Source organism: Psychrobacillus sp. FSL K6-2843, from assembly GCF_038626375.1.
GTDB lineage: Bacteria > Bacillota > Bacilli > Bacillales_A > Planococcaceae > Psychrobacillus > Psychrobacillus faecigallinarum.
The window spans coordinates 3,664,770-3,689,335 of sequence record NZ_CP152021.1; the positions used below are offsets into that span (position 1 = coordinate 3,664,770).

Annotated in this window: 21 protein-coding genes; 5 read left to right on the forward strand and 16 right to left on the reverse strand. The window is 37.4% G+C overall.

Annotated features, from left to right (window positions below; genetic code table 11):
* Nucleotides 1-200: 200 nt before the first annotated feature.
* The 3 genes from MKY94_RS18580 to MKY94_RS18590 form a co-directional block, all read right to left on the reverse strand.
* Nucleotides 201-1,598, reverse strand: a complete 1,398-nt coding sequence (locus MKY94_RS18580) for an alanine/glycine:cation symporter family protein (protein WP_144539500.1) — start codon at nt 1,596-1,598, stop codon at nt 201-203.
* Between the two features lie 170 nt (nt 1,599-1,768).
* Nucleotides 1,769-2,698, reverse strand: coding sequence for a manganese-dependent inorganic pyrophosphatase (locus MKY94_RS18585; RefSeq protein ID WP_144539498.1), 930 nt, complete (start codon nt 2,696-2,698; stop codon nt 1,769-1,771).
* Nucleotides 2,699-2,737: 39 nt separating this feature from the next.
* Nucleotides 2,738-3,187, reverse strand: coding sequence for an Rrf2 family transcriptional regulator (locus MKY94_RS18590; RefSeq protein WP_144539496.1), 450 nt, complete (start codon nt 3,185-3,187; stop codon nt 2,738-2,740).
* A gap of 207 nt (nt 3,188-3,394) precedes the next feature.
* On the opposite strand from MKY94_RS18590, the gene hmpA reads away from it, so the two are divergent.
* The gene (gene hmpA / locus MKY94_RS18595; RefSeq protein ID WP_342577569.1) at nt 3,395-4,582 is read left to right on the forward strand and encodes an NO-inducible flavohemoprotein; all 1,188 of its coding nucleotides are present in this window, start codon (nt 3,395-3,397) and stop codon (nt 4,580-4,582) included.
* Nucleotides 4,583-4,741: 159 nt separating this feature from the next.
* A complete protein-coding gene (locus MKY94_RS18600) occupies nt 4,742-5,536 on the forward strand; it encodes a GNAT family N-acetyltransferase (RefSeq protein WP_144539653.1) in 795 nt (264 codons plus the stop codon).
* A 197-nt stretch (nt 5,537-5,733) separates the two neighbouring features.
* Here MKY94_RS18600 and MKY94_RS18605 read toward each other — a convergent pair whose 3' ends face one another.
* The 4 genes from MKY94_RS18605 to MKY94_RS18620 all read right to left on the reverse strand — a co-directional run bounded on the left by MKY94_RS18605 (nt 5,734) and on the right by MKY94_RS18620 (nt 9,465).
* Nucleotides 5,734-6,318, reverse strand: coding sequence for a DNA-3-methyladenine glycosylase (locus MKY94_RS18605; RefSeq protein ID WP_154312184.1), 585 nt, complete (start codon nt 6,316-6,318; stop codon nt 5,734-5,736).
* Nucleotide 6,319: 1 nt separating this feature from the next.
* Nucleotides 6,320-7,591: an acetyl-CoA hydrolase/transferase C-terminal domain-containing protein gene (locus MKY94_RS18610; RefSeq protein ID WP_144539489.1), complete on the reverse strand. Its 1,272-nt coding sequence runs from the start codon at nt 7,589-7,591 to the stop codon at nt 6,320-6,322.
* On the reverse strand, nt 7,569-8,144 hold the full coding sequence (locus MKY94_RS18615; RefSeq protein WP_151112411.1) for a DNA topology modulation protein: 576 nt from the start codon (nt 8,142-8,144) through the stop codon (nt 7,569-7,571). Before MKY94_RS18615 ends, MKY94_RS18610 begins: the two co-directional genes overlap by 23 nt.
* A 91-nt stretch (nt 8,145-8,235) precedes the next feature.
* Nucleotides 8,236-9,465: an MFS transporter gene (locus tag MKY94_RS18620; protein ID WP_144539485.1), complete on the reverse strand. Its 1,230-nt coding sequence runs from the start codon at nt 9,463-9,465 to the stop codon at nt 8,236-8,238.
* Between the two features lie 173 nt (nt 9,466-9,638).
* Here MKY94_RS18620 and thrC point away from each other — a divergent pair, with 173 nt between their 5' ends.
* A complete protein-coding gene (thrC, locus tag MKY94_RS18625) occupies nt 9,639-10,697 on the forward strand; it encodes a threonine synthase (RefSeq protein WP_151112409.1) in 1,059 nt (352 codons plus the stop codon).
* Complete coding sequence (thrB, locus tag MKY94_RS18630; protein ID WP_151112407.1) at nt 10,697-11,674, forward strand: homoserine kinase; 978 nt, start codon at nt 10,697-10,699, stop codon at nt 11,672-11,674. Before thrC ends, thrB begins: the two co-directional genes overlap by 1 nt.
* A 621-nt stretch (nt 11,675-12,295) precedes the next feature.
* Here the strand turns inward: thrB and zupT are convergent.
* The 6 genes from zupT to MKY94_RS18660 all read right to left on the reverse strand — a co-directional run bounded on the left by zupT (nt 12,296) and on the right by MKY94_RS18660 (nt 18,461).
* The gene (gene zupT / locus MKY94_RS18635) at nt 12,296-13,105 is read right to left on the reverse strand and encodes a zinc transporter ZupT (RefSeq protein WP_144539479.1); all 810 of its coding nucleotides are present in this window, start codon (nt 13,103-13,105) and stop codon (nt 12,296-12,298) included.
* Nucleotides 13,106-13,188: 83 nt separating this feature from the next.
* Entirely contained in the window at nt 13,189-13,815 is a 627-nt protein-coding gene (locus MKY94_RS18640; RefSeq protein WP_151113835.1) for a uracil-DNA glycosylase, read from the reverse strand.
* Nucleotides 13,816-13,885: 70 nt separating this feature from the next.
* Nucleotides 13,886-14,503: a phosphatase PAP2 family protein gene (locus MKY94_RS18645; protein ID WP_342577570.1), complete on the reverse strand. Its 618-nt coding sequence runs from the start codon at nt 14,501-14,503 to the stop codon at nt 13,886-13,888.
* A 257-nt stretch (nt 14,504-14,760) separates the two neighbouring features.
* Complete coding sequence (locus MKY94_RS18650; RefSeq protein WP_191697878.1) at nt 14,761-15,660, reverse strand: NAD(P)/FAD-dependent oxidoreductase; 900 nt, start codon at nt 15,658-15,660, stop codon at nt 14,761-14,763.
* A 394-nt stretch (nt 15,661-16,054) separates the two neighbouring features.
* Complete coding sequence (locus MKY94_RS18655) at nt 16,055-16,897, reverse strand: DUF6612 family protein (protein ID WP_154312180.1); 843 nt, start codon at nt 16,895-16,897, stop codon at nt 16,055-16,057.
* Between the two features lie 76 nt (nt 16,898-16,973).
* Nucleotides 16,974-18,461, reverse strand: coding sequence for a peptide MFS transporter (locus MKY94_RS18660; protein ID WP_144539471.1), 1,488 nt, complete (start codon nt 18,459-18,461; stop codon nt 16,974-16,976).
* 134 nt (nt 18,462-18,595) lie between these two features.
* Here MKY94_RS18660 and MKY94_RS18665 point away from each other — a divergent pair, with 134 nt between their 5' ends.
* Nucleotides 18,596-20,314: an ABC transporter ATP-binding protein gene (locus MKY94_RS18665; protein WP_151112403.1), complete on the forward strand. Its 1,719-nt coding sequence runs from the start codon at nt 18,596-18,598 to the stop codon at nt 20,312-20,314.
* 358 nt (nt 20,315-20,672) lie between these two features.
* On the opposite strand, the gene hflX is transcribed toward MKY94_RS18665, so the two are convergent.
* The 3 genes from hflX to MKY94_RS18680 all read right to left on the reverse strand — a co-directional run bounded on the left by hflX (nt 20,673) and on the right by MKY94_RS18680 (nt 24,524).
* Nucleotides 20,673-21,944, reverse strand: a complete 1,272-nt coding sequence (gene hflX, locus MKY94_RS18670) for a GTPase HflX (RefSeq protein ID WP_342577571.1) — start codon at nt 21,942-21,944, stop codon at nt 20,673-20,675.
* Nucleotides 21,945-21,956: 12 nt separating this feature from the next.
* Nucleotides 21,957-22,703 (reverse strand): VOC family protein, encoded by a 747-nt coding sequence (locus MKY94_RS18675; protein WP_154312178.1) that lies wholly within the window; start codon nt 22,701-22,703, stop codon nt 21,957-21,959.
* A gap of 183 nt (nt 22,704-22,886) precedes the next feature.
* Nucleotides 22,887-24,524 carry an AMP-binding protein gene (locus MKY94_RS18680; protein ID WP_144539464.1) on the reverse strand — a complete coding sequence of 546 codons (1,638 nt, stop codon included), beginning with the start codon at nt 24,522-24,524 and terminating at the stop codon, nt 22,887-22,889.
* Between the last annotated feature and the right edge of the window lie 42 nt (nt 24,525-24,566).

Here is a 24,566-nt window from a genome sequence, read left to right on the forward strand (position 1 = left end):
GGTCTTTTACGTTCTCATTTTGGTCAATGCTAGATAAAGGTACATTAATTCTCTTAAACTTTTTGTACCCGCACATACTAGAACAAAACGTGTCGTTAAGCATTTATAGTTGATAAGGAATGTAGAATGTTACTTGCTACTTCCCTAGCTTGTACGATACAAAAAAGCCTGCTTCCCTTAAGGAAAAGCAGGCTTATTCTTTATCTATCTTCCTCTTCCCAGCATTCTGTGTTTTTCAGACCTGGAATTGTTTTTGCATAAAATGTTGGATCCTGTCCTTTTTTTCGTTGCCTTGTAAAGTCATCCAATACTTTAAAGGCTACTTTACCTAAAAGTATAATGACTACTATATTCATTGTGGCCATTAAACCCATAAATAAATCTGCTAGGGTCCAAACAAGCTGAACGTGTGCAAGGGAGCCGAACATTACCATTCCTAATACAAGAAAACGATAGGCAGTAAGCCAGCCCTTGCCAGCATTCATAAATTCTATATTAGTTTCTCCGTAGTAATAGTTCCCCATAACAGAGCTATAGGCAAAGAAAATAATTGCTATGGCCACAAAATAAGGAGCCCATTCACCTACATGAACTGCCAAGGAATTTTGAGTCAGGATGACACCATCATCCTCCCCAGTACTATAGAGCCCAGCTAAAATGATAATAAATGCGGTTGCTGAACAGATAATAATGGTATCAAAGAATACCCCTAAACTTTGAACAAGCCCTTGTTTTGCCGGATGAGATACACTTGCTGTCGCTGCAGCATTTGGTACACTACCCATACCTGCTTCATTCGAAAATAATCCTCGTCTAACCCCTTGCATGATTGCAGCACCGATTGTTCCTCCTACTGCTTCCTCTAGTCCAAACGCATGTGTAATAATTAGTTTGAATACTGCTGGAATTTCAGAAATATTAGTAATAACTACAAAAAGTGTTATAGCCAAATAGAATACTGCCATTACAGGTACCACTATTTGGGTGACACTGACAATTCTATGTACTCCGCCAAAAATTATAATTGCTGTTAGTAACACTAATACTATCCCGATAATGTATGGAGGAATGTTAAATACATCCCCTACTGAAGCAGCTATTGTATTAGACTGCACTGCATTAAATATGAAGCCAAAACACAAGATTAATAGAATACTAAAAACTATTCCAAGTTTACGACTACCTAATGCCTTTTCAATATAATAAGCAGGACCACCTCGGAAGCTATCTCCATCCCTTACCTTATATACTTGCGCTAAAGTACTTTCTATAAAAGCTGTAGCCATTCCTATAATAGCTATGACCCACATCCAAAAAACAGCCCCAGGTCCTCCTATACCAATTGCTAAAGCTACCCCGGTAATATTACCAGTACCTACGCGGGATGCTGTGCTAATTGTAAATGCCTGAAAGGGAGAAACTCCACTTTTATCTTCTTTTTTTTCTGTGATTAAGCGAAACATCTCACCAAATAAACGAAATTGCACAAACCTCGTACTAATTGTAAAATACAACCCTGCTCCAATGAGCAAAGCAATTAATATATAAGTCCATAACACATTGTTTAATCCATCCACAATGTTTTCAATCCAACCCATATTTCTTACCTCCAATTTTTATACTCTATGGTATATACCCTATTCGAACTATAAATAACAATTATCCTTCGATTAATTTATTTTCTTTCTAAAATGATTTGTTACCTAGAAGAAAATAATTATAAAAAAAACTTCCTAGTAAATTTACTAGGAAGTTTTTATATTTTAATTTATTCAGCTAAAGCCTCTGTTAACGCTGGTACTACTTGCTTCTTACGAGATACCACGCCTTTTAAAAGCGCAACATTATTAACAAATGTTACATTAAATGCAGTCTCTGCTTTTAGCGCCATTTTACCTAAAGCTAAAGCAACAGAGTCGTTATTTAATATGTCTGTTACAACGAAGAAGAAGAGGTCTAATTCTTTTTCTTGAATTTCAAGGTTAATTAATTCCTCTAATTGTCCCTGACGTCCCATCACATCATTTACATCGACAGCGTTCACTTGAGCAATGATTACTTTATGCTCTCCCATACTAAATTCTTTTGCATCCAGGGAAAGTAGGTCTTCTAGGCTCTTATCGCTAAGGTCAGCCCCTGCTTTTAGCATAGCTAGTCCATACTCCTCAACGTTTACTCCTGCCATTTTTTCTAGCTCGCGTGCAGCTGTAATATCTTCTTCTGTGCATGTTGGTGATTTAAATAATAATGTGTCCGAAACGATAGCTGATAACATCAATCCTGCAATATTAGATGGAATATCGACACCTTTTTCTTTAAATATTTTATTGATTATCGTAGCTGTACACCCTACTGGCTCTGCACGATAATATAAAGGATCTGCCGTTTCAAAATTAGCAATACGATGATGATCAATAACCTCTGTAATTTGAACTTCTTCTATTCCAATAGCACTTTGCTGTTTTTCATTGTGATCTACTAGAATTACTTTTGTTGCTTCAGTTTCTACATTTTTTATCAATCGTGGAGCTTCAAACCCAAACTTTTCAAGCGCATATTTAGTTTCGTTATTTAATTCACCTAAACGAACTGCCTCTGCCTCTACCCCAATAGCATTCTTTAAATAAGCGTATACAATCGCAGAAGTAATTGTGTCTGTATCTGGATTTTGATGTCCAAAAACTAATACTTTTTCCATAAGTAATCCTCCTAAAAATCTATTTCCGAACTTATTTTATCATATATCTTGTCTATCATTAAAAAGTAAATTTGCTAATACATCCTTGTTATTGAGAAAGTCCGCTAATGTATATTCATCTAGTACCATTAGATACGCCTTCAGGGCTCTATTTAGTGCTCTACGTAACCCGCAAGCTGGAGTAATCACACACCGGTTTGCCTGACAGTCAAAGCATTCTACTAGATGGAAATCATCCTCCGTCTTCCTTACAACTTGTCCTATATTAATATCCTCTGGCCTCATAGCCAAACGGATACCTCCACCTCTGCCACGAATCGTTTCGATATATCCAAGTTTTCCTAAGTCATAGGTCACTTTCATTAAATGGTTTTTAGAAATACCATATGCTTCTGAAATATCTTTAATAGTTGAAAGTTCCCCTTTGTCTTTAGCTCCTAAATAGATCAATACTCTAAGGGAAAAGTCTGTATACATTGTCATTCTCATACTAACACCGCCATTCATTCCATTATACCTACTATGACAAACTCGTGAAAGAAATGTGACTGTTTATTTACAAAAAATAAAAGAAGTATTTTAGATATTGCTTTTAATTTTTAAGAGGAGTATGGTGAACTTATAAAAACAAAGCGCTAATATTTCAATTGATTAAACATTGATAGCGCTAAAAACTAAAAGGATGTGCAAACGCATATGTTATCACAAAAAACTATTGATATAGTCAAATCTACCGTTCCAGTCCTAGAAGTTCACGGAGTAGCAATTACTACTACATTCTATCGAAATCTTTTTGAAGCCCATCCAGAGCTATTAAATATTTTCAACCACGCAAACCAAGAAAAAGGTCGTCAGCAAAATGCTCTAGCTAATACTGTTTATGCTGCTGCTGTTCACATTGATAACTTAGCTGCCATTATCCCAGTAGTTAAACAAATTGGGCAAAAGCATGTCAGCCTAGGGATTAAGCCTGAACACTATCCAATTGTCGGGCAATATTTATTGGAAGCGATTAAAGAAGTTTTAGGTGATGCGGCTACTGATGAAATTATTAACGCATGGGCTGAAGCATATGGAGTTATAGCTGATGCTTTTATAGGAATTGAAGAAGAAATGTACGTAGCAGCCGAAACTCAAGAAGGAGGCTGGAGATTTTTTAAAGACTTTATCATTATAGATAAAGTAAAGGAAAGCAATAACATTACATCATTCTACTTACAGCCTGCAGATGGGTCTGTCTTACCTTCATATGAGCCTGGTCAGTATATTACAGTTCGTGTAAATATCCCAGGCGAACAATATTTGTTAAACAGACAATATAGTCTGTCCCAAGCCGCTGACTTGAAATCATTCCGAATTTCAGTAAAAAAAGATGATGAAAACAATCCCGAAGGTAAAGTATCAGTACATCTGCATCAAAATTTAAATATCGGAGATAAGGTAGAGGTAAGCGCTCCTGCTGGGGAGTTTACACTTAGTAAAGAAAGAACCACTCCAGTTACTTTCATCAGCGGAGGTGTTGGAATCACACCTATGATGAGTATGCTTGAAACAGTTGCGAAAAGTCAGCCAGAACGTGCAGTTTCCTTTATCTATAGTGCTCGTACGAAAAATTTACATCCCTTTGACCAAGATATTCGCTCTTTAATGGAATCTTTGGAAAATGGCACTTATAAAACTCTCTATTCAGAAGAAGGAGATGGATATATAACGAAAGAAATCATTCAAGAGTATGCGCATCTAGATGGAGATGTGTATGTATGTGGTCCTGTCGGTTTTATGGAAGCGATGATTAATCATTTACTCGATATTGGCTTAGCAAAAGATAATATTCACTATGAGTTCTTTGGACCTGCGCTAAATTTAAATTTAAAAGAAGTTTAATAAAACCAATATGAAAAGGTGCTACTCCCTAGTGAAGTAGCACCTTTTTTAGGTATTATTTTACCAATTAACATGCTTTTAGATATATGCTTAGTCAAAAAGGAGTGCTATAATTAGCCTATATTTATTTTAAAAATAGAAATGGGTGATAAATTTATAATGGTTAAACAATTTGAAAGTAAGTATATTCCCCTATCTAACTACTTTAAAAAGTGTATTAAAAAAGAATTTATTCTTACATATGAAGAAATTGAGGCTATCATCGGTCAAGCGCTACCAAATGCAGCTTACTTAAGTAGTAGTTGGTGGAAAAAAACAAAACCCCCTGCTTTACACTATTTTGCATGGATAGATAACGGATATTCTGTTAAGGACGTTGAGCTAGGAAAATCGGTCATTTTTCATTCGAGCAAAGAGATAGACGATGAAGAGGATGACAAAGAACAAGATATATTAGTTATTCGAGAAGCAGAGCTGGAAGATGCTCGACCATTCATCAATCTCCAGGAAGCTATTTTTTCTGAAACAGACTTCATGCTATATGGAGAATCTGACTTTCAAATGACTGTTCAGCAAATACGAAAAAGGATGACCTCTTGGAAAACCTCGTCTAATTCTATTCTTTTTCTGGCCATTATGAATGGACAGATTGCAGGCTTTATATTACTTCAAGGTACGCATGCTCCACGAGCAAGACATCGCGCCTCCTTGGTAGTAGGAGTAAAAAAGCAATTTTCTAGAAAAGGTATTGCCACTTCTCTTATTAATAGGGCGTTTCTGTGGGCAAAGGAAGTAGGAGTTACTAAGCTGGAGCTCTCCGTTATAAAAGAGAATGCTATTGCCCACAAACTCTATCAAAAGGCAGGCTTTGAAAAGGAAGGAACAAGAAAAAACTCCTTACTGATTAACGGCCAATACGTAGATGAATACTATATGGGTAGAATAATAGAATAAGAAAAGCATGTCTCCTAGTGAGTGATCTCCGCTCTAGGCGGACGCGTTCCGCTACAATCAAATATGGAATGATAAAGTAATTTGGCTAAATTAACTTAATCTAAATTATATAGTCTGTCAGAGGTAAGGAAACTCTGAAAAAATTGTAACTAAAAAAGCCGACCACATTTGTGATCGGTCTTTTACTTACTCTTTTTCTAACGCATTTTCGATACATATGGGTTGTCAGTTGCCCAAAAGCGATACGGATAATGTACTGCTTCTCCACTATTATCTATACCAATTCTTGGACCGGTAGAGATAGATATAGCCTTCTCTCCCTCTGTCATATACAAGGGCTTTTTGCTCCAATGATGCCCGTAATATTCCATTGTAATCGCCATTGCCTTCGTTAACTTTCCAGGACCATTCGTCCATTGCTTCATCGGAAGATCACGCCGATTTTCCTTCATCTGTTCTAACCCTTCTACAGGCTCTACAGCGCGTATTAAAATCGCATGAGGGGTGCCTAACGGGGCTGACACCACATTAATCAGCGTATGGGTATGCATTTGATAAGTATAAATATGGCCTGGCTCTCCAAACATTACTTCCGTTCGCTTAGTTCTACGATTACCGAAGCTATGAGCTGCTTGATCCTCTGCCCCCATATACGCTTCGGTTTCAACTATCTTACCAATCAGAAGACCACTTTCATGCTCATGAACTATATACTTTCCTATTAAATCCCTTGCCAATTCTAAAGTAGGTTGATGAAAAAAAGATGGCTCGATTGGCTTCATATTAGATAAACCCCATTTTTTTCGCTTCGAATGTTAGTTCTTCTCGGAATTTAGGGTGAGCAATTGCTATTAATTGCTCTGCTCGCTTAGAAATTGGCTGACCGAACATACTAGCTACACCGTATTCCGTTACAATCATATCGATATCGTTTTTAGAAGTCGTTACTATGGAGCCCGGTGACAGTGAAAGCTTAATACGAGAAATTTCATCATTCTTTGCGGTGGATGTCATACATACAAAGCCTTTTCCCTCTTTGGAAAACCTTACACCTCTTGCAAAATCAGCTTGTCCTCCAGAAGATGAATAATATTTGCCAGCTACAGTTTCAGAGGCACATTGCCCATAAAGGTCAACCTCGGTAGTTGCATTTATAGAGACAATTCGTTCCTCCTTAGCAATTTCCCTTGGATCGTTGACTACACTAACTGGTAGGAATTCTACCGAAGGATTGTTATCTAGGAAGTCGTATAGCTTCTTGGATCCATGAGCAAAGGTCGCCACTATTTTTCCTTTATTCGTGAACTTCTGTGTACCATCAATTGCACCAGCTTCCACTAAATCGACTATACCATCTACAAACATTTCTGTATGAATTCCTAAATGTCGATGATTTTTAAGTAGGCTGACAACTGCATTCGGTATAGAACCAATCCCGATTTGTAAGGTGTCCCCATTACTAATCATTTCTGTAACATACTCAGCAATTTTAATATCCTTTTCTACAATTGGCGGAGCTACATCTTCGAACAAAGGACGATCATTCTCTACATAACCAAGTATTTGACTAATGTGGATTTGATTTTGACCAAATGTTCGAGGCATATGCTTGTTAACCTCTAATATGAAAGGTACCGACCCAATAAATTCGCTCACTATATCCGCCTGGGTCCCGAGTGAAAAATAACCGAATTCGTCCATAGGAGATGCAACAGCCATTATCATGGAAAGATTAGTAGATGTTTTTAAAATCCTCGGCATCTCATGAAAGTTGTTTGGTACTAGGTCTACCAGGCCCTGATGAAAGTTCTTTCTTGTTGCTCCACTCAAAAAGTAGGAAACATGCTTTAACTTATCAGGAAAAGCCCCTTCCATATAGGGACGTTGCTTTAATGACAGTAGCTGATGCACCTTCACGTTTATTAAATCATTTGCATTCTCTTCTAATATATCTAAAAGTTTATGTGGTTCTCCGTTAGTTAAAGGCAGAATAATATCTGCATTTGGAGGAATAAACTCGATTATTTGCCTGTCACTTAATATTTTGTCTTTCATTAGTATGCACCCCTATTATATTTTCATTTGTTGTCCGAGCAGTGTCTAAAAAGGCCTTTACTTCCTTAGGGTTCCTTAAGATACATATGTCTCTTTGAGTGGACGCATCTTCTAAGACATTTAATATTGCAGGTCGCACTTTCTTAGGGAAGCTCCATACAAATCGGAGAAATTCCCAATCTAGCTTTTCATTGCATCCTAAAGCCATATCGTCTCTAGTCTTCCCTCGATGCATCCATACTCGCTTTAATACTCGATACGTACAGAGTGTTCGTTGGAAATCCAAAAATATGATTAAATCAGCATACTCTGTTCTCCACTCAAGCGTAGACTTAAAGTTCCCATCCATTATCCACTGTTCTTCTTCCAGCTTATCTTTTACTATTTCTATAAACTCATCTTTTGGAGTAGGAACCCACCCCTCGTTCCAATAAAGGGAATCTAAATGAATTAATGGCAAATTCCACTTTTTTGCTAACTGTTTAGAAAAAGTCGACTTACCCGCTCCACTAGAACCAATTATTAATACCTTTTTATGTCTAGATCGTTCCATTTATAATTCCCCTTTCCTGAGTCATATTTATTGTACTATGTTTTAACTCGGAGACAAATAAAAAGCTGCTCCCTAGGGAGCAGCTTTACTCTTATTCTAATTCTATTTGTTTTGTCTCAGTACCTAAGAATATAACTGCGATTACTCCAATAACGATAGCGATACAAAAAATACCGAATATCCAGCCAATTTCATAGCCTGCAGTCACTAATGTACCAACTAGCAATGGTCCAAGAATACCTCCTATACGACCGACTGAAGCAGCCATCCCCGATCCAGTTGCTCGAATAACTGTAGGATATTGTTCAGGAGAGTATGCATATAAAGCTCCCCAAGCACCTAAGTTAAAGAAGGATAGCAGCATTCCTGATGCGATTAAGATAGCTGTCGACTCTGCTGAACCAAAAACAAATGCACTTGCTGCAGTACCTAATAAGTAAGTAACCAATACAAATTTACGTCCTGCTTTTTCAATGAGCCACGCGGCAGAAAAATAACCAGGCAATTGAGCCAAAGTCATAATGAGTACATATTCAAAGCTTTGGATAAGTGAAAAACCCTTCATGACCATTACACTTGGAAGCCACAAAAACATACCATAGTAGGAGAACACCACCGTAAACCATACAATCCATAGCATTAAAGTTGCCTTAGCAAACTTCTTTGACCAGACATCTTTCATATTTTGGATTATTGATCTAGTCTCCGTATTCTTTGATGTAAATTGTGGTGAATCAGGTAACTTCAAACGCAGATAAATTGCATAAAAGGCTGGTAAAGCAGTTATCAATAGTGCAACTCTCCAGCCATATTCAGGAATTATAAAATAGGCAATTACTGCTGAAACAATCCAACCTGCTGCCCAGAAGCTTTCAAGAAGAACAACTACACGTCCTCTCTCCTTTGCTGCTACACTTTCTGATACTAGAGTAGATGCTACAGGTAGTTCTCCACCAAGCCCCATACCTACAAGAAAACGTAATGCCATAAATGCAAATAACGTGGTAGTTAAAGCAGATAGCCCACTAGCTACTGAGAACAAAATTAATGTAATCATAAATATTTTCTTACGGCCTACCTTGTCAGCAAATACTCCAAATACAAGAGCACCTACAGCCATCCCAATGGAGTTTACACTACCTATCCATCCCATCTCGTTTGGTGTTAATGCCCATTCACTTGCCAATGCAGCAATAACGAATGAGAGAATTCCCACATCCATTGCATCAAACATCCACGCAAGTCCTGCTATACCAAGCAATTTATTTTTAGATAATGGTTTTTCTACCTTCTTTGTATTTTTTTCTAGAACTGCTGTCATAATTATCCCCTGTCTTTACACCTGTAATGTTTTTTGTTTACATCAATAGTATACTTATAGAACTGTAAACTTACAACAGAAATTTTCACTTGTATTTTTCGATTATTTAGAGTAAAATGTCCTTTATATAAATACAGTTGTTTATCTAAGGAGAACAGAAGGGCGGAAATCACATGGCTTGGCAAGGACTAATTGAACAATATAAAGAATTCTTACCTGTAACTGAAAACACACCAAAACTTACATTATTAGAGGGCAATACCCCTCTCATTAAATTAGAAAACCTGTCCAATGAACTAGGCATTGAATTATATGCGAAAATTGAAGGAGCAAATCCAACAGGATCCTTCAAAGATAGAGGAATGGTCTTTGCGGTAGCTAAAGCGAAGGAGGAAGGAAGTAAGGCAGTTATATGTGCTTCTACAGGAAACACTTCTGCTGCAGCTGCAGCTTATGCAGCCCGAGCTGGGATGCGTGCAGTAATTGTAATTCCTGAGGGCAAGGTAGCTGCGGGGAAGCTTGCTCAAGCTTATATGTATGGAGCAGAGGTCATTCAAATAGAAGGCAACTTCGATGTAGCGTTAGAAATGGTTCGTGCTATTAGCGAATCCTCACCTATTACTCTCGTAAACTCTGTAAATCCTTATAGAATAGAAGGACAAAAAACAGCATCATTTGAAATTTGTGATGTACTAGGCTCTGCCCCAGATTACTTAGCCATTCCAGTTGGGAACGCTGGCAATATCACAGCATATTGGAAAGGCTTCAAAGAATATAATGAGAAAAAACAAACTGGTCTACCTAAAATATATGGATTCGAAGCAGAAGGGGCAGCGGCTATCGTTCAAGGTAAGCCGATTGAATTCCCTGAAACAATTGCTACAGCCATCCGAATCGGTAATCCAGCTAGCTGGGATTACGCAGTAGCTGCCCGTGATGAGTCACAAGGACTGATTGAAGCTGTATCAGACGATGAAATGCTTGATGCATATAAACTAATCGCTAGTAGAGAGGGCATTTTTGCAGAGCCAGCATCCTGTGCTTCTATCGCCGGCGTTATAAGATCAGTCAAAGAAGGCAAGATAATACCCGGTAGCAAGGTCGTTGCAGTTCTAACTGGAAATGGATTAAAAGATCCACAGACTGCAATAGATGTAAAAGTGGCACCACCACATAAAATTGAAAGTAATGCCCCTGCACTAAGCGCATTTATAGAGGGGGTGCTTGCATAATGACATGGTCTATTTCCATACCTTCAAGCACTGCAAACTTAGGTCCAGGTTTTGACTCGATAGGTATTGCATTAGACAAATATCTAGAACTAGAGGTGGAGCTTGCCTCCCAACTTTCAATCGAAAACTTGACTGAAAATCTGCCTTTTGTCCCTAATCCGGCTGATCATTTAATTGTACAGTCCGCGGTAAAAACGGCGGCTATGCATGGACTAGAATTACCTGCTTGTACATTGAAGTTAAAAAGTGAGATTCCTCTGGCCCGCGGTATGGGTAGTAGTGCATCGGCTATCGTTGCAGGTATAGAGCTAGCCAATCAATTGCTTGAACTCAAACTGACTGCTCACGATAAGCTAAAAATTGCTACGATGATGGAGGGTCATCCCGATAATGCCGCTGCCTCTATTTTTGGAGGATTTACTATCTCTTCTAGTACAGATAACGGTGAAATCCACGTATTTCATTCGTATCACATAGAAGCTAGCTTTGTTTTATCTATTCCTCAATTTGAATTGAAGACAGAAAAAGCTAGAAATGTCTTGCCTGATCATTACACACGATCAATCGCAGCTCAGGCTAGCGCATCCGCCAATTTATTGGTAGCCGCATTTCTATCACAGTCTTTTGAACAGGCAGGTATCTATATGGAAGAGGATTTGTTTCATGAGCCATATCGCTTAGGTCTTATCCCACAAAGCAAGGAGCTAAAGATTGCAGCTAAAAAAGCTGGAGCATTTGGTACTTGTATTAGTGGGGCTGGTCCAACTCTATTATCACTTGTCCAAAAGGGCAAGGAACAGGAGTTTATCTCCCAAATGAAAGATAAATTCCCAAGCTTTGATCTTGTTCCAGTTTCTATCAACAAGACAGGAATCATTGCAACTAAAAACAGGATAAACCCGAGCTCCTCCTATTCCTACCCCGACACACAAATAAGGAAAAGCGAGATATCAGATTCACAGCTATCTCCCATTTGATCTCTAAAGCTTCGGGAATGACTTGTTTCTATCATATAGGAAGAATTTAAGAGAGGATGGTCAGTGACCCAAGTCACGACCATCCTCCTTTTGCGTTAATAATAAGTTTTTTGCCAATCCGTGATTAACCTTACAGCTTCCACATTAATGATTGGAGCAGCAAGACGGCGACTCCTGCGGGAGGAAGGAGACAGATAAGACATCGCATCCGACGCGTTAGCGGCGACGATGGCTTATCACTCCCGCGCGGAAAGCGCCCGACTAGAGCGGAAATCAACCATTAATTGTTCATGTTATTCCTGTGAATTTTTTTGAGTTAATTTATCCCTACTAGTGTGCCGTGTTTGATTGAAGCGACAGGCGGCGACTCCTGCGGGAGGAAGGGAGACAGATAAGACATCGCATCCGACGCGTTAGCGACGGTGATGGCTTATCGCTCCCCCCGCGGAAAGCGTCCGACTAGAGCGGAAATCAACCTATAATTCATACATTCCCTGTTAAGGATATATTCATCTAACCATACAATTTATACTTTCTCGCATTTCTAAGTAACCGACAAGTAAAAGAGCTCAAAAAAGCATGCACTCCCCTCTTATTAAGGAGAATTGCACTGCCTTCTCTTTATGCCATTAACACTAAACTTAAAGCCATCACAAGCATCCCAGCCACTACTCCATACATAGAAGAATGAGTCTCATCGTATTTCTTAGCTGCTGGCAGTAGTTCATCCAATGATATAAACACCATGATACCTGCTACTGCTGCAAAAATTACTCCGAACATAATTCCATTTAAAAATGGCATCAATATTAAAAAGGCAACTAAAGCGCCTACTGGTTCTGCAAGCCCTGATAAAAACGACAATTTAAATGCTTTCATTCTACTGCCCGTAGCATAAAATATAGGAACAGCTACCGCAATCCCCTCTGGAATATTATGAATAGCTACCGCAATAGCAATTGCTATACCAAGATTAGGATCCTGTAATGCTGAAGCAAAAGTGGCAATCCCCTCTGGAAAATTATGAATACCAATAGCAAGTGCAGTGAACATACCCATTTTCATTAAACGAGCATCTTCTGCATTAGCTGGCTTGAGTTTCATATCCTCAACACTTTTTACTTCATGCGGATTTTCATGTGAAGGAATCAATCGGTCTATTAAGGCTATGAAAATCATTCCTCCAAAAAAACCAGCTAATGTAGCCCAATAGCCATTAGTAGATCCTAGTTCTTCTACTAAGGAGTCTTTTGCCTTAACGAAAATCTCCACGAGCGAAACATAGATCATTACTCCCGCTGAAAATCCAAGAGCTACAGATAAGAATTTTTTGTTTGTTCTACTAGTAAGTAAAGACAACAAACTCCCTATCCCAGTAGCAAGGCCAGCAAACAAAGTAAGTAATAATGCAAAAACTACATTTCCATCCATTGACCCATCTTCTTTCTCTCTAATATAAACTTATTATACTTAAAAAGTTTCCTTCAAGCAACTTTATTCAACACAAGAAGATATCATAATATTTGGCTTTTAATATATTCACCGATTTTTATCCAATCTTCTTCTAAAAAATCTCGATTAGATGGACGATAGAATACTGAAGCAGGATGATAGGTTGGGATAATGGTATAGGTTTCAGTGGACCACACAAATTCTGATGAGTTTAGCGACTGTAGAAATTGAACAGGCTTTTGTAGTAATTGCCCATGTAATTTAGAAACCGTTGCTTCTCTTCCTAGTAATCGCTGTAATCCTACATTTCCTAAAGTAACAATTAGTAAGGGTGAAATATTTGTTATTTCGTAGTCCAAAATAGGGGCATGTGCAATAATTTCTTTTTGAGTAGGCGGTCGATTATATTTTTTTCTTACTGCTTCTCCGTTTCTTTCCTTTTTCTCTCTCCAAACGAAGGGACGACTTCTTACGGCACTTGTCATATATACGTCTTCCCTTGTTAAACCTATACTGGCTAGGGATTTTTTCAATTCCTCACCTGCTCTTCCGATAAAAGGAATGCCCTGAATGGCTTCATTTTCTCCAGGCGCCTCTCCAATTAGCATAAGAGTAGGCTTTCTTGGCCCTTTCCCTTTTACAAAACCCTCAACCGGATAACCCTCTATTCTTTTTATGCATAAATCCATTAAATGGTTCGGTATCTCAAACAAAAAATTTCCTCCTTACAAAAAATCCCCTCCGTTAATTGGAAAGGATTTATAATTTATTCTTTTTACTTTTTCTGTTACGTTTTCTAAGCTCGTACCAAATAGCAACTAGTATAAACCATGTATACCCTGCCATCCACCCAGCAAACACATCTGATGCATAGTGACGTGATTCAGCTATTCGGGAAAGACCTATCATAATGGTCATTAATATGGCTCCTGACCAAATAGTTAGCGAAATTTTTTTGTTTGTCTGATGCTCAGTAGCTAAATAAGCAATTGTAAATAAATAGAGCAAGCCAACCATCGCATGTCCAGAGGGAAAGCTAAACGTTTCTAATTGATTGGATACATCAGGACGTTCCCGCTGAATCACTTTTTTTAGTAGTTGGTTCAAAGCATTCCCTACCCCAACTGTAAACAAAACAAATAACATGCCACGATAATTATGAGAACGAATCCACAACAATAATATGATTAATAGTGCAATAAGCAATATAAATTTTGTATCTCCAAAATAGTGAAATGCTGTGATGAATTGACTGCCACCAAGTAGGTTAGCAATTTTGTGGTCTAATGACACCACTTCATCTTTTGTAATGTTTAAATACAGCATTGCAAACCCTAGTAATGTAACAAGTCCAAGTGGATAGAACCATTTCTTCACAGTATCCCTCCTATTAGTTATAAAAATTATAAGCTAGATAACTTATAAGTACAAAGAATTAGAGAATTACAGTTTATAAAAATACGTAGTGAGCAATATAAAAGGACTTTTCTAGTCCCTTCATTCAATACCTAATGAAATAGGTAAATTATTATCTAACCTTGGAACAGACTATTCTATGTGATAAAACTTTATGAAGGATGGTCATGACTCATTTCAAGGCCATCCTTCATAAAGTTATATATGCTTTAAAATATTTAGAAACGCTCTTCTGTTAAATCTGTGTTAATAGATACTGCTGCTTTATTTCCATCTGCAGCCGCAATCATTAGTGATGAGGGAATAGGCTTTCTTGTTTCTCCAGCCACATAAACATTTTTTTGAGATGCACGACATCGAGGATCTGTCATTACCCTTCCCTTTTCATCTATTTCGCACCCTAATTTTTCTGCAAAATAATTTGGACGATAATATGTGGGCGCAACAAATCCCTGAGTTCTATTTATAATTTCTCCAGATTCTAACTTTACTCCCTTTAGATAACCCGCTTCTCCTATAAGCTCATCTATTTTCTCAATCTTTATTTCAATATTATGTTTAGCCAACTCTTGCATACCTTCGTGAGATAATTCTTTTCCATTGGTTAGAACCATCAAGTCATTTGACCAATTATAAATTAGCTTAACCATATGAAGAACGTGTTCTTCTTTCTCCGCTAAAATTAAAAGAGGCTTATCGCGCAATTCCCATCCATCACAATACGGACAGCTAAATAGACTTTTTCCATAAAAGCTTCGAATACTTTCAATTGTAAACATTTCTTGGATGCCAGTAGCTAGTAAGAGCTTCTCTGAAACGTATTCTTCATTATCTCTTGTTCTAACGATAAAATTACCTTCGTTTCCTTCTCTTCCAATTTCAATAATCGTTTTATTGAAATAAGAGACATTCGGATAGTTCTCTAGCTCTTTAAGTCCTATACCTTTGAATTCATGAGGTTTTATCCCATCCCGAGTGATAAATCCATGCGATTCATGGGTCACTCTGTTTCGATTTGTTCCATCGTCAAACAAGGCAACTTTTCTTCTTGCTCTTCCTAACGTTAAACCTGCACCCAGCCCCGCTGGACCGCCTCCAATAATAATACAATCATACATGCTTAGTGCCTCCTTACATTAGACCAGCAACCATCCAATTTGCTTTAAGTAATTTTCTTCATTAGTGTTCCCTATTTTTTTCTTTTACTAACATTACTTTTCTAAGTAAGTAATTAAAATATTCAAGCATACATGCAATATAATCTTTTTTTACAAAAAAACACGAGGAATTTCTCCTCGCGCTCAGTAGTTAAGTCTAACTGTTCTATACCTAATACAGTTAACAGATATGCTTCTGGAACAGGTAAACGATTTTTTTGCATTCTTTATCGCATTTAACTTGTGCACCAAAGTAGTTCTCTATTTCTTTATAAATTTATTACTAAACAAAAAGTCTGCATGTAATTGTCATATACCTAACAATTACATGCAGACTTGAAAAATTTAAATTAGATTAGATAGCTACAGCATTATCAATAACTTCTTGTGGAATCTCGATTTTATCGACTCCATTAAAGTTAGAGAAATCTGTCTTTAAATCTTGTTTCATATTAATAGACTCGCCTTCTGCTTCCATGTCCATATCTACAATTACATCGTATTTAGTAGTTTGGAAGCTTTCTTTATCAATATGAATTAAATAGTTAATTGAGTTAATTTTAACGTCTAGTTGAACATCTTCTCCAGCCTGTGCCATGCTTTGCATTGTTTCATCTATTTGTGCTTGTACTAAGTCGTTAAATTTGTCCCCTGATGCATCAAGTGTCAAAATATAATTTTTATCATCTTGCTCAAATTTAAAGTCTTTTAAATATTCTTCAATTTCAGCTAGTGAATTAGCAGGATTTGCAGAATTTGTTTGTGCCATGACGTCACCCATTGCTTCTTGTGGTAACTTCATCCACTGCTGCGTTGTTCCTTCATACATATACAAATCAGTATCATTGAAGTATATTTCTGTATCCATTGTTTCGTTCATAGAACCATCTTCAGACTTCATAGAAGTAGTTCCTTTTTGATAAATCTGCATAGGTTCTATTATTAAATTCATGTCCATAGCAGTGCTAATATCTACATTCATCTCTTCGCTCGGTATATGCATCTTTTGTGCTAAGTCTACTTTAGCAGAGACACTTTTCAATTCCTCAGACACTGCCATTGATTTGTTATACACTTCTTCTAAAGTCATCTCACTAGTTTCTTTTACGTTCTTGTTTGCTGGTGTGGCAGTTTCATTACACGCGGCTAAACCAAAAGTAAGTGTAGTAACTGCTAAAAGCGTTTTCCATTTTTTCACTTTATTCCCATCCCTTCTTTGTTTCACAACATAACTTACGAACAAATTAACGAAAGGTTTCACTTTTTAAGAAAAATTAACGAATACCGCGCATGTATTTTTGGATTAGTGGTGTCATTACATATAGGATTAACCCCAATCCTATCGCTATTGCACCAATTACTCCAAAGTACATAATCTCCGTTTCAGGCTTATACAATTTAACAACCTGAGCATTGATTGCTTGTGCCGAAGCATTTGTCATAAACCATAAGCTCATTGTTTGAGCAGCAAAGGCTGCCGGTGCTAGCTTTGTAGTTGCAGACAAACCAACAGGTGAAAGAAGTAATTCACCAAGTACTACTAAGAAGAAGCTTAGAACTAGCCACATCGGGTTAGCTAACGTATCAGTACCATTAAAGTAAGCAGGGAAAATCATCACAACAAAAGACAAACCTGCAAAGAATAATCCATATGCAAACTTACGAGGAGTAGACGGCTGTCTATTTCCAAGTTTCACCCATAGCCAAGCAAAGAGTGGAGCGAGTGCAATGATGAATAATGGATTCAACGATTGGAACCAGGCTGGTGAAATTTCAAAAGAGCCAAGTGTTAAATCTACTCGCTCATCAGCATATTGGGCTAAAATATTGGAACCCTGTTCTTGAATTGCCCAGAACATCATAGCTGCTACGAAAAGTGGAATATAAGCAAGTAAACGAGACTTTTCGTCTGCTGTTGACTTATCACTTCTATACATAACTATGAAGTATAGGGTTGGTATAAGAATACCCAATATGGAAATAGTCATTGTGAAAACATCAATCGTCATAATACCAGCTTGGATTAAATAGAAACCAAGGGCGGCAATAATCACAACACCTATTGCTAATCTAGTAAAGAATTTTTTCTTTCCTTCACTAGAAAGTGGGTTTGGTACATAAGAGCCTGCCAAACCTAAATATTTTTTCTTCGTAGTTAAAAAGACTACTAAACCTATTGCCATACCTACTGCCGCAAGTCCAAATCCTAAATGGAAATTGTACTCTAAACCAATTGTTCCTACGATTAATGGTGCAACGAACGCTCCCATGTTAATACCCATGTAGAACAAGCTGAATCCTGAGTCTCTACGAGCATCATCCGCTGAATACAAATCACCAACTATAGTAGAAATATTAGTTTTCAATAGACCTGTACCAATGATGATAAACGCCATCGATAAAAATAAGGTAGTTAATCCTCCAGGAAATGCCAGTATTATATGACCAATCATGATTAATACTCCGCCATAGAACACTGTTCTAGTAGTACCGAATAACCTATCAGCTATCCAACCACCGATAATCCCAGACATATATACTAATGAACCATAAACGGCCATAATAGAGTTAGCTGTTGATCGTTCTAGCCCTAAACCGCCTTGGGTCACTTCGTAGTACATATAATAGATTAAAATTGCTCTCATACCGTAGTATGAAAAACGCTCCCAAAACTCCGTGAAAAATAAGGATAGAAGACCCTTAGGTTGGCCAAAAAACCCTGTTTGAGGTACAGATTTTACTATTTCTTCTTTCGATAACATCTTATTACGCCTCGTTTCTACAAAAAATATAATTAAATATTCCCTAATTTTTCAAAAAAGAAACATTATAATATTTCGACAACTGAAATTATTAGTTATAATAGTCGTTATGACAATGAAAAGGGAGTTACGAGATGCTTAAAAAATTTTTTTCATTTTACAAACCACATAAACGATTATTTATTATTGATTTCAGCAGTGCCGTTTTTGTTGCAATTTTAGAACTAGCATTCCCAGTAGCTGTGCAATGGTTTATAGACGATCTTCTTCCTACCGGTAATTGGGCTACAATTGTTCGAGTTAGTATTGTGCTCTTATTCGTTTACATTATTAGTACCGTTCTCCAATATGTCGTGAGTTATTTGGGGCATAAGCTAGGTATTAATATTGAGACTGATATGAGACAAAAACTGTTTAACCACGTGCAACGACAATCATTTCGATTTTTTGATAACACCAAAACGGGCCACATTATGAGTAGAATCACAAATGACCTATTTGATATAGGAGAACTAGCACATCACGGACCAGAAGACCTATTTATCGCTATTATGACGATTATAGGGGCCTTCACTATTATGTTCAACATAAATCCTGAGCTGGCTGTTATCGCTATTATTATGGTTCCTTTTTTATCCATCGTTGCAACCTATGGAAATATAATGATGAATAAAGCATGGAAGAATATGTACGGCAAAATCGCTGACGTAAATGCAAGAGTGGAAGACAGCGTTTCCGGAGCCCGTGTGGTCCAATCCTTTACAAATGAAAATTTTGAAATTTCAAGATTCAAAGAGGACAATTCACAATTCCGATTAGCAAAGCTAGCAGCTTACAAAGTCATGGCAGGTACTCATTCTAGCATTTATATGATGACAAGGCTAGTAACTTTAGTTGTACTAGTAGTAGGAGCCTGGTTCTCTTACCAAGATTACATAACCTCTGGAGAGCTAGTAAGTTTTATTTTATATGTAAATGTACTAATTAAGCCAGTGGATAAAATTACCGCTTTATTGGAATTATATCCAAAAGGAATGGCTGGTTTTAAACGCTTCCTAGAATTAATAGAGCAAGAGCCAGAAATTGTAGACAAGCCAAATGCCCTTCAAGTTCAGCATTTAAAAGGAGATATTTCCTTTGACCATGTTAGCTTCCGATATGATGATCACCAATCTGTTTTAAAAGATATTAATCTATCTATTCAAGCTGGTGAAACAGTTGCGTTTGTAGGACCTTCTGGAGCAGGGAAAACAACCATTTGTTCCTTAATACCTAGATTTTATGATGTAAATGAAGGAGCAATTTCCATTGATGGACTAAATATTCAAGATTTGGCACTTCACTCCCTTCGTTCCCAAATTGGAATTGTACAGCAGGATGTCTTTTTGTTCACTGGCACCATTCGTGAAAATATCGCTTACGGCAAAAGAGACGCTACCGATGAGGAAATTCATAGTGCTGCTAAAAAAGCTCATTTAGAAAGCTTAATAGCTTCACTCCCTGATGGATATGACACGCAAATTGGTGAACGAGGTCTGAAGCTATCTGGGGGACAGAAGCAAAGACTTGCAATTGCTCGTATGTTTTTAAAGAATCCACCTATTCTCATTTTGGATGAAGCAACATCCGCTCTCGACACAGAAACAGAGAAAATTATACAACAATCCTTAATGGAACTCGCAGAAAATCGAACTACACTTATAATTGCCCACCGTTTGGCAACAATTCGTGATGCAGATCGGGTAATTGTAGTGACAGAAGAAGGAATTGCCGAGGATGGCTCATATAATGAGCTTGTGGCTAAAGATGGAATATTCGCTAGACTTCATAATATACAATTTCAACAAATTTAGTTTATTTGAGCAGAACATAACTTAATGTTATGTTCTGCTTTTTTATGGATTGACTTGATAATAAACACATATAACTGTTAGTATATTTTTTCTCAAAAGTAATGAATGTCTACTTTAAACAGCTTTAAATCTAAAAACAAATGCATGTTGGAGCGACGGTGACTCCAGCGGGAGGAGGGAGACAGATCAGCCATCACAAACGACGCGCTAGCGACGGTGATGGCTAATCGCTCCCCCCGAGGAATGCGTCCGTCTAGAGCGGAAATCACTTAGTAATTGTTTACTCTTTTATGTAAAATTAAATTAATATATTTTCTTCCCTTTCAAAAAAGCTGCCAATCATGGCAGCTTTTCCTTTTTATAATTGATATACATATTCTTCAAAGCGATTATAATCTGATTTTTTGAGCTCTACATGCACTAAGGTCCCTTCTTCCTCATAGGAGGTAGATTTGACCGAAGCATTCTCATTTAGATAGGAGACAATATCTCCACGGTCAAAGGGTATTAACAAGTTACATTGAACGTAGTCTGAGAAAATAAATTTCTTAATAATCTCTAGCAGCTCATCTAGACCTTTTCCCTCTTTAGCAGATATCCAAATATTATCTCCCGATATATATGGATACTTCAACTCTGCCAAGTCTGATTTGTTATAAACATAGATAGTTGGTACGTCCTCCACCCCGACATCCAGCAAGGTATGATTTGTGACATCCATCATATATCGGTGTTCCTCGTTCGATACATCCACTACATGAAGCAATAGATTTGCATCTCTTGCCTCCTCCAAAGTTGAACGGAAGGCTTTTACTAGATGATGGGGTAATTTGCTGACAAACCCAACTGTGTCAGTGAGTAAAAATTCTTTTTGATCCGATAATTTTATTTGTCTCACGGATGTTTCCAAAGTAGCAAACAGCATATCTTTTTCAAAAACTTGTTTAGATTGCTCTTGCCCAATTTTATTTAATAGCTGATTCATGATAGTCGACTTTCCAGCATTAGTATAACCGACTAAAGAGACTACTGGAATATTGTTTTTCTTACGTTGCTTTCTTTGTGTTTCCCGCTGGTCCTTAATTAGTTCTAATTCTTTTTTTAGCTTAGATATTTGGTCTTCAATTTTACGACGATCCAGTTCTAGCTTGGTTTCACCAGCACCACGGTTCTTGAATCCTCCACCAGTTCCTCCACCTTGACGACCAAGAGACGCCCTAAGTCCAACTAATCGCGGAAGCATATATTGAAGCTGTGCAAGCTCTACCTGCATTTGTGCTTCATTGGACTTTGCACGTCGAGCAAAAATATCCAAAATCAGCATGGTACGATCTATTACCTTGCATTCTAAATCCCGTTCTAAATTTCTAATTTGAGATGGAGAAAGCTCATCATTAAAAATGACTAAGTTTGCATCCATTGCGTCAAAAAGATTTTTAATCTCCTCTACCTTTCCTGTTCCTACGTAATGGGAGGATGTAACTCGTTCTAGATTTTGCGTCATTTCACCGACTACTTCCACATTTAAAGCTTCGGCTAAGTTATAAAGCTCCTCTAGTTCATAATCGAAATGCTCGTCCTTTTGTAGCTTTACTGCCACTACTATGGCTTTTTCCACTAACTCTTCCATTCAAAATCCTCCTCATAATTTAAAACGATATTCTCCTTGTTCGTAAATAATAGCTTCTTGTCTGGAGTCGCCTTTGATTTGCACACGTATTAGCCTTTCTTTTGTTCCATCTTCAAGCTGTTTAAATACTAATTTCGTATTTGGTAGCAATAGTGTTTGATCATCATATTGCTCTACATTCAAGTATTTTTCCCATTTTTTTATTATTTCCCTAGGTTTTTTAACATGAAACTCACAACTTTCAATGGACAGCTGAAGATTGCTTTCCACAATTGTTCCATCTTTTTTTAGCAACTCATACCTATCCTCATCTGTTTCCTGCCATTCAATGAAAAAAGGCATTGGTAATTGGTCGCTTACTTCCTCTCGGATAAACAGCATCTTCCATTTACGTACAAATCCACTGGTTGTCTTTCTCTCAGCATATAAGACTCCGGAGGTTTCTATACCTTTCTCTTCAAGTTCTTGTTTCAATACGTCAATTTTAGATGTCCGAATACAAATAGTCCCAAATCCCGGACTTTTCTTTAAATCATGTAACATCAAACTGATTAAAGGATGATCTGTATTTTGAGCAATATGCTCATCTTCAATTGACAGCCATTCTATATAACTATTTTTTGTATAAAGAAGCGCATTATACGTTCCCCAGTTTATATGTTGCCCTCCAACTACAGCATGAAGCCCTTGCTGTTGCCAATCCTCAGCTATTTCTAATGGATTTTTTTCTACAAAATGAACTATATGGTCTAGATACATGCTTTCACCTCTTATCCTAAAATTATGTTCCATTTCCTTCATTTTAGTATACAGTAAAATAGAAAAAAGCACCGATTGTAATCTCGGTGCTTAAAGAGTAAACAATCTCTTAATATAAGGATGCTCTATGTCGCTTTTGTTAAGCTTTATACTTTTTTGTCGATTTCCCAGGAAATAAACCTTTTATACCTCCACTCTCTTTTTCGACATTTCTCTGAGCAGAAACTTTTGAATTTTCCCAGAAGCGGTCATTGGGTATGCATCAATGAATTCAATGTACTTCGGTATTTTATGATAAGATATTTTCCCCTTACAATATTCTCTTAAAGCCTCCGGAGTAAGATTTTCACCAGACTTTAAAATAACCCATGCCATAAGTTCCTCACCATATTTTTGGTCTGGGACTCCTACTACCTGTACATCTTGTATAGATGGGTGCTGATAAAGAAATTCCTCTACTTCTTTAGGATAGATATTTTCACCACCTCGAATTACCATATCTTTAATTCTACCCGTTATGTCGATATAACCCTCATCATCCATTACCGCAATGTCACCAGTGTGCAGCCACCCATTGTCATCAATTGTCGAATTTGTAGCCTCTTCATTTTTGTAATAGCCCTGCATGACTAAATATCCTCTTGTGCAGAGCTCGCCAGGCACTCCTGCGGGGATATCTTCTCCAGTTGCTGGGTCAATAATTTTCACTTCTACTCCCGGATGAGCCTTACCAACAGAAGATACGCGTTTTTCAATTGCATCGTCTGTTTTAGTTTGCGTAATAACTGGAGATGTTTCGGTTTGTCCGTAAGCAATGGTTATTTCGGAAGCACCCATGTCTTCTATCACTTTTTTCATGACCTCAATTGGACAAATCGAGCCAGCCATGATTCCAGTACGTAAGGAAGACAGATCAAATTGTTTAAAATCTGGGTGGTTTAACTCCGCTATGAACATCGTAGGTACTCCGTGCAAAGCAGTGCATTTCTCATCCTGTACCATTTTCAATACTTTCCCTGCATCAAACTGTTCAATTATAACCATCGTTGTGCCATGCGTTACCGAAGCAATCGTACCCATTACACATCCAAAGCAATGAAAGAAAGGAACAGGAATACATAGACGATCATGTTCTGTAAGATGTATGTAGTCACCAACGAGTTGACCGTTATTAACAATGTTTTTATGGGATAGCATTACTCCCTTTGGAAATCCAGTAGTACCGGATGTATATTGAATATTAATCACTTCATCATTGTGAAGCGCTTCCAAAGACTTCTCTAAAGTCTCATCAGACACTTTATTTGCAAATGCAACAAACTCTGACCATTTATATATCCCTGGATAGTCATTTTCACTCATTACGATTACTCTCTTAAAATGAGGAAGCTTTTCAGATTGGATGTTTCCTTTTTCAGACGTAATAATTTCTGGACAAATTGCTCGAATAATATCGAGATAAGAAGTAGATTTAAAGGATTCACATAAAATAAGGGTAGTAGAATCAGATTGCTGCAAGAGATATTCAAGTTCTTTCTCCTGATAGTTCGTATTGACGGTTACTAAAACGGCTCCCATTTTGCCAGTGGCAAATTGGCTTAGTAGCCATTCTCTTTTATTGTCTGACCAAATGGCTATATGTTCCCCTTTTTGAATACCCATTCCAATGAAGGCTTTTGCCAGCTCATCTGTTTCAGCATCAAACTCTTTATACGTTTTTCGAATTCCATGCTCTGGATACACATAGGCCTCTCTATTAGGAAACAAACTCGCTGCTTCCTTAACAATTTCTCCAATCGTTTTTTCATTTAACAAACCAATCTCCCCTTTCGATTGACTACTTATCTTTTATATTATCATAAA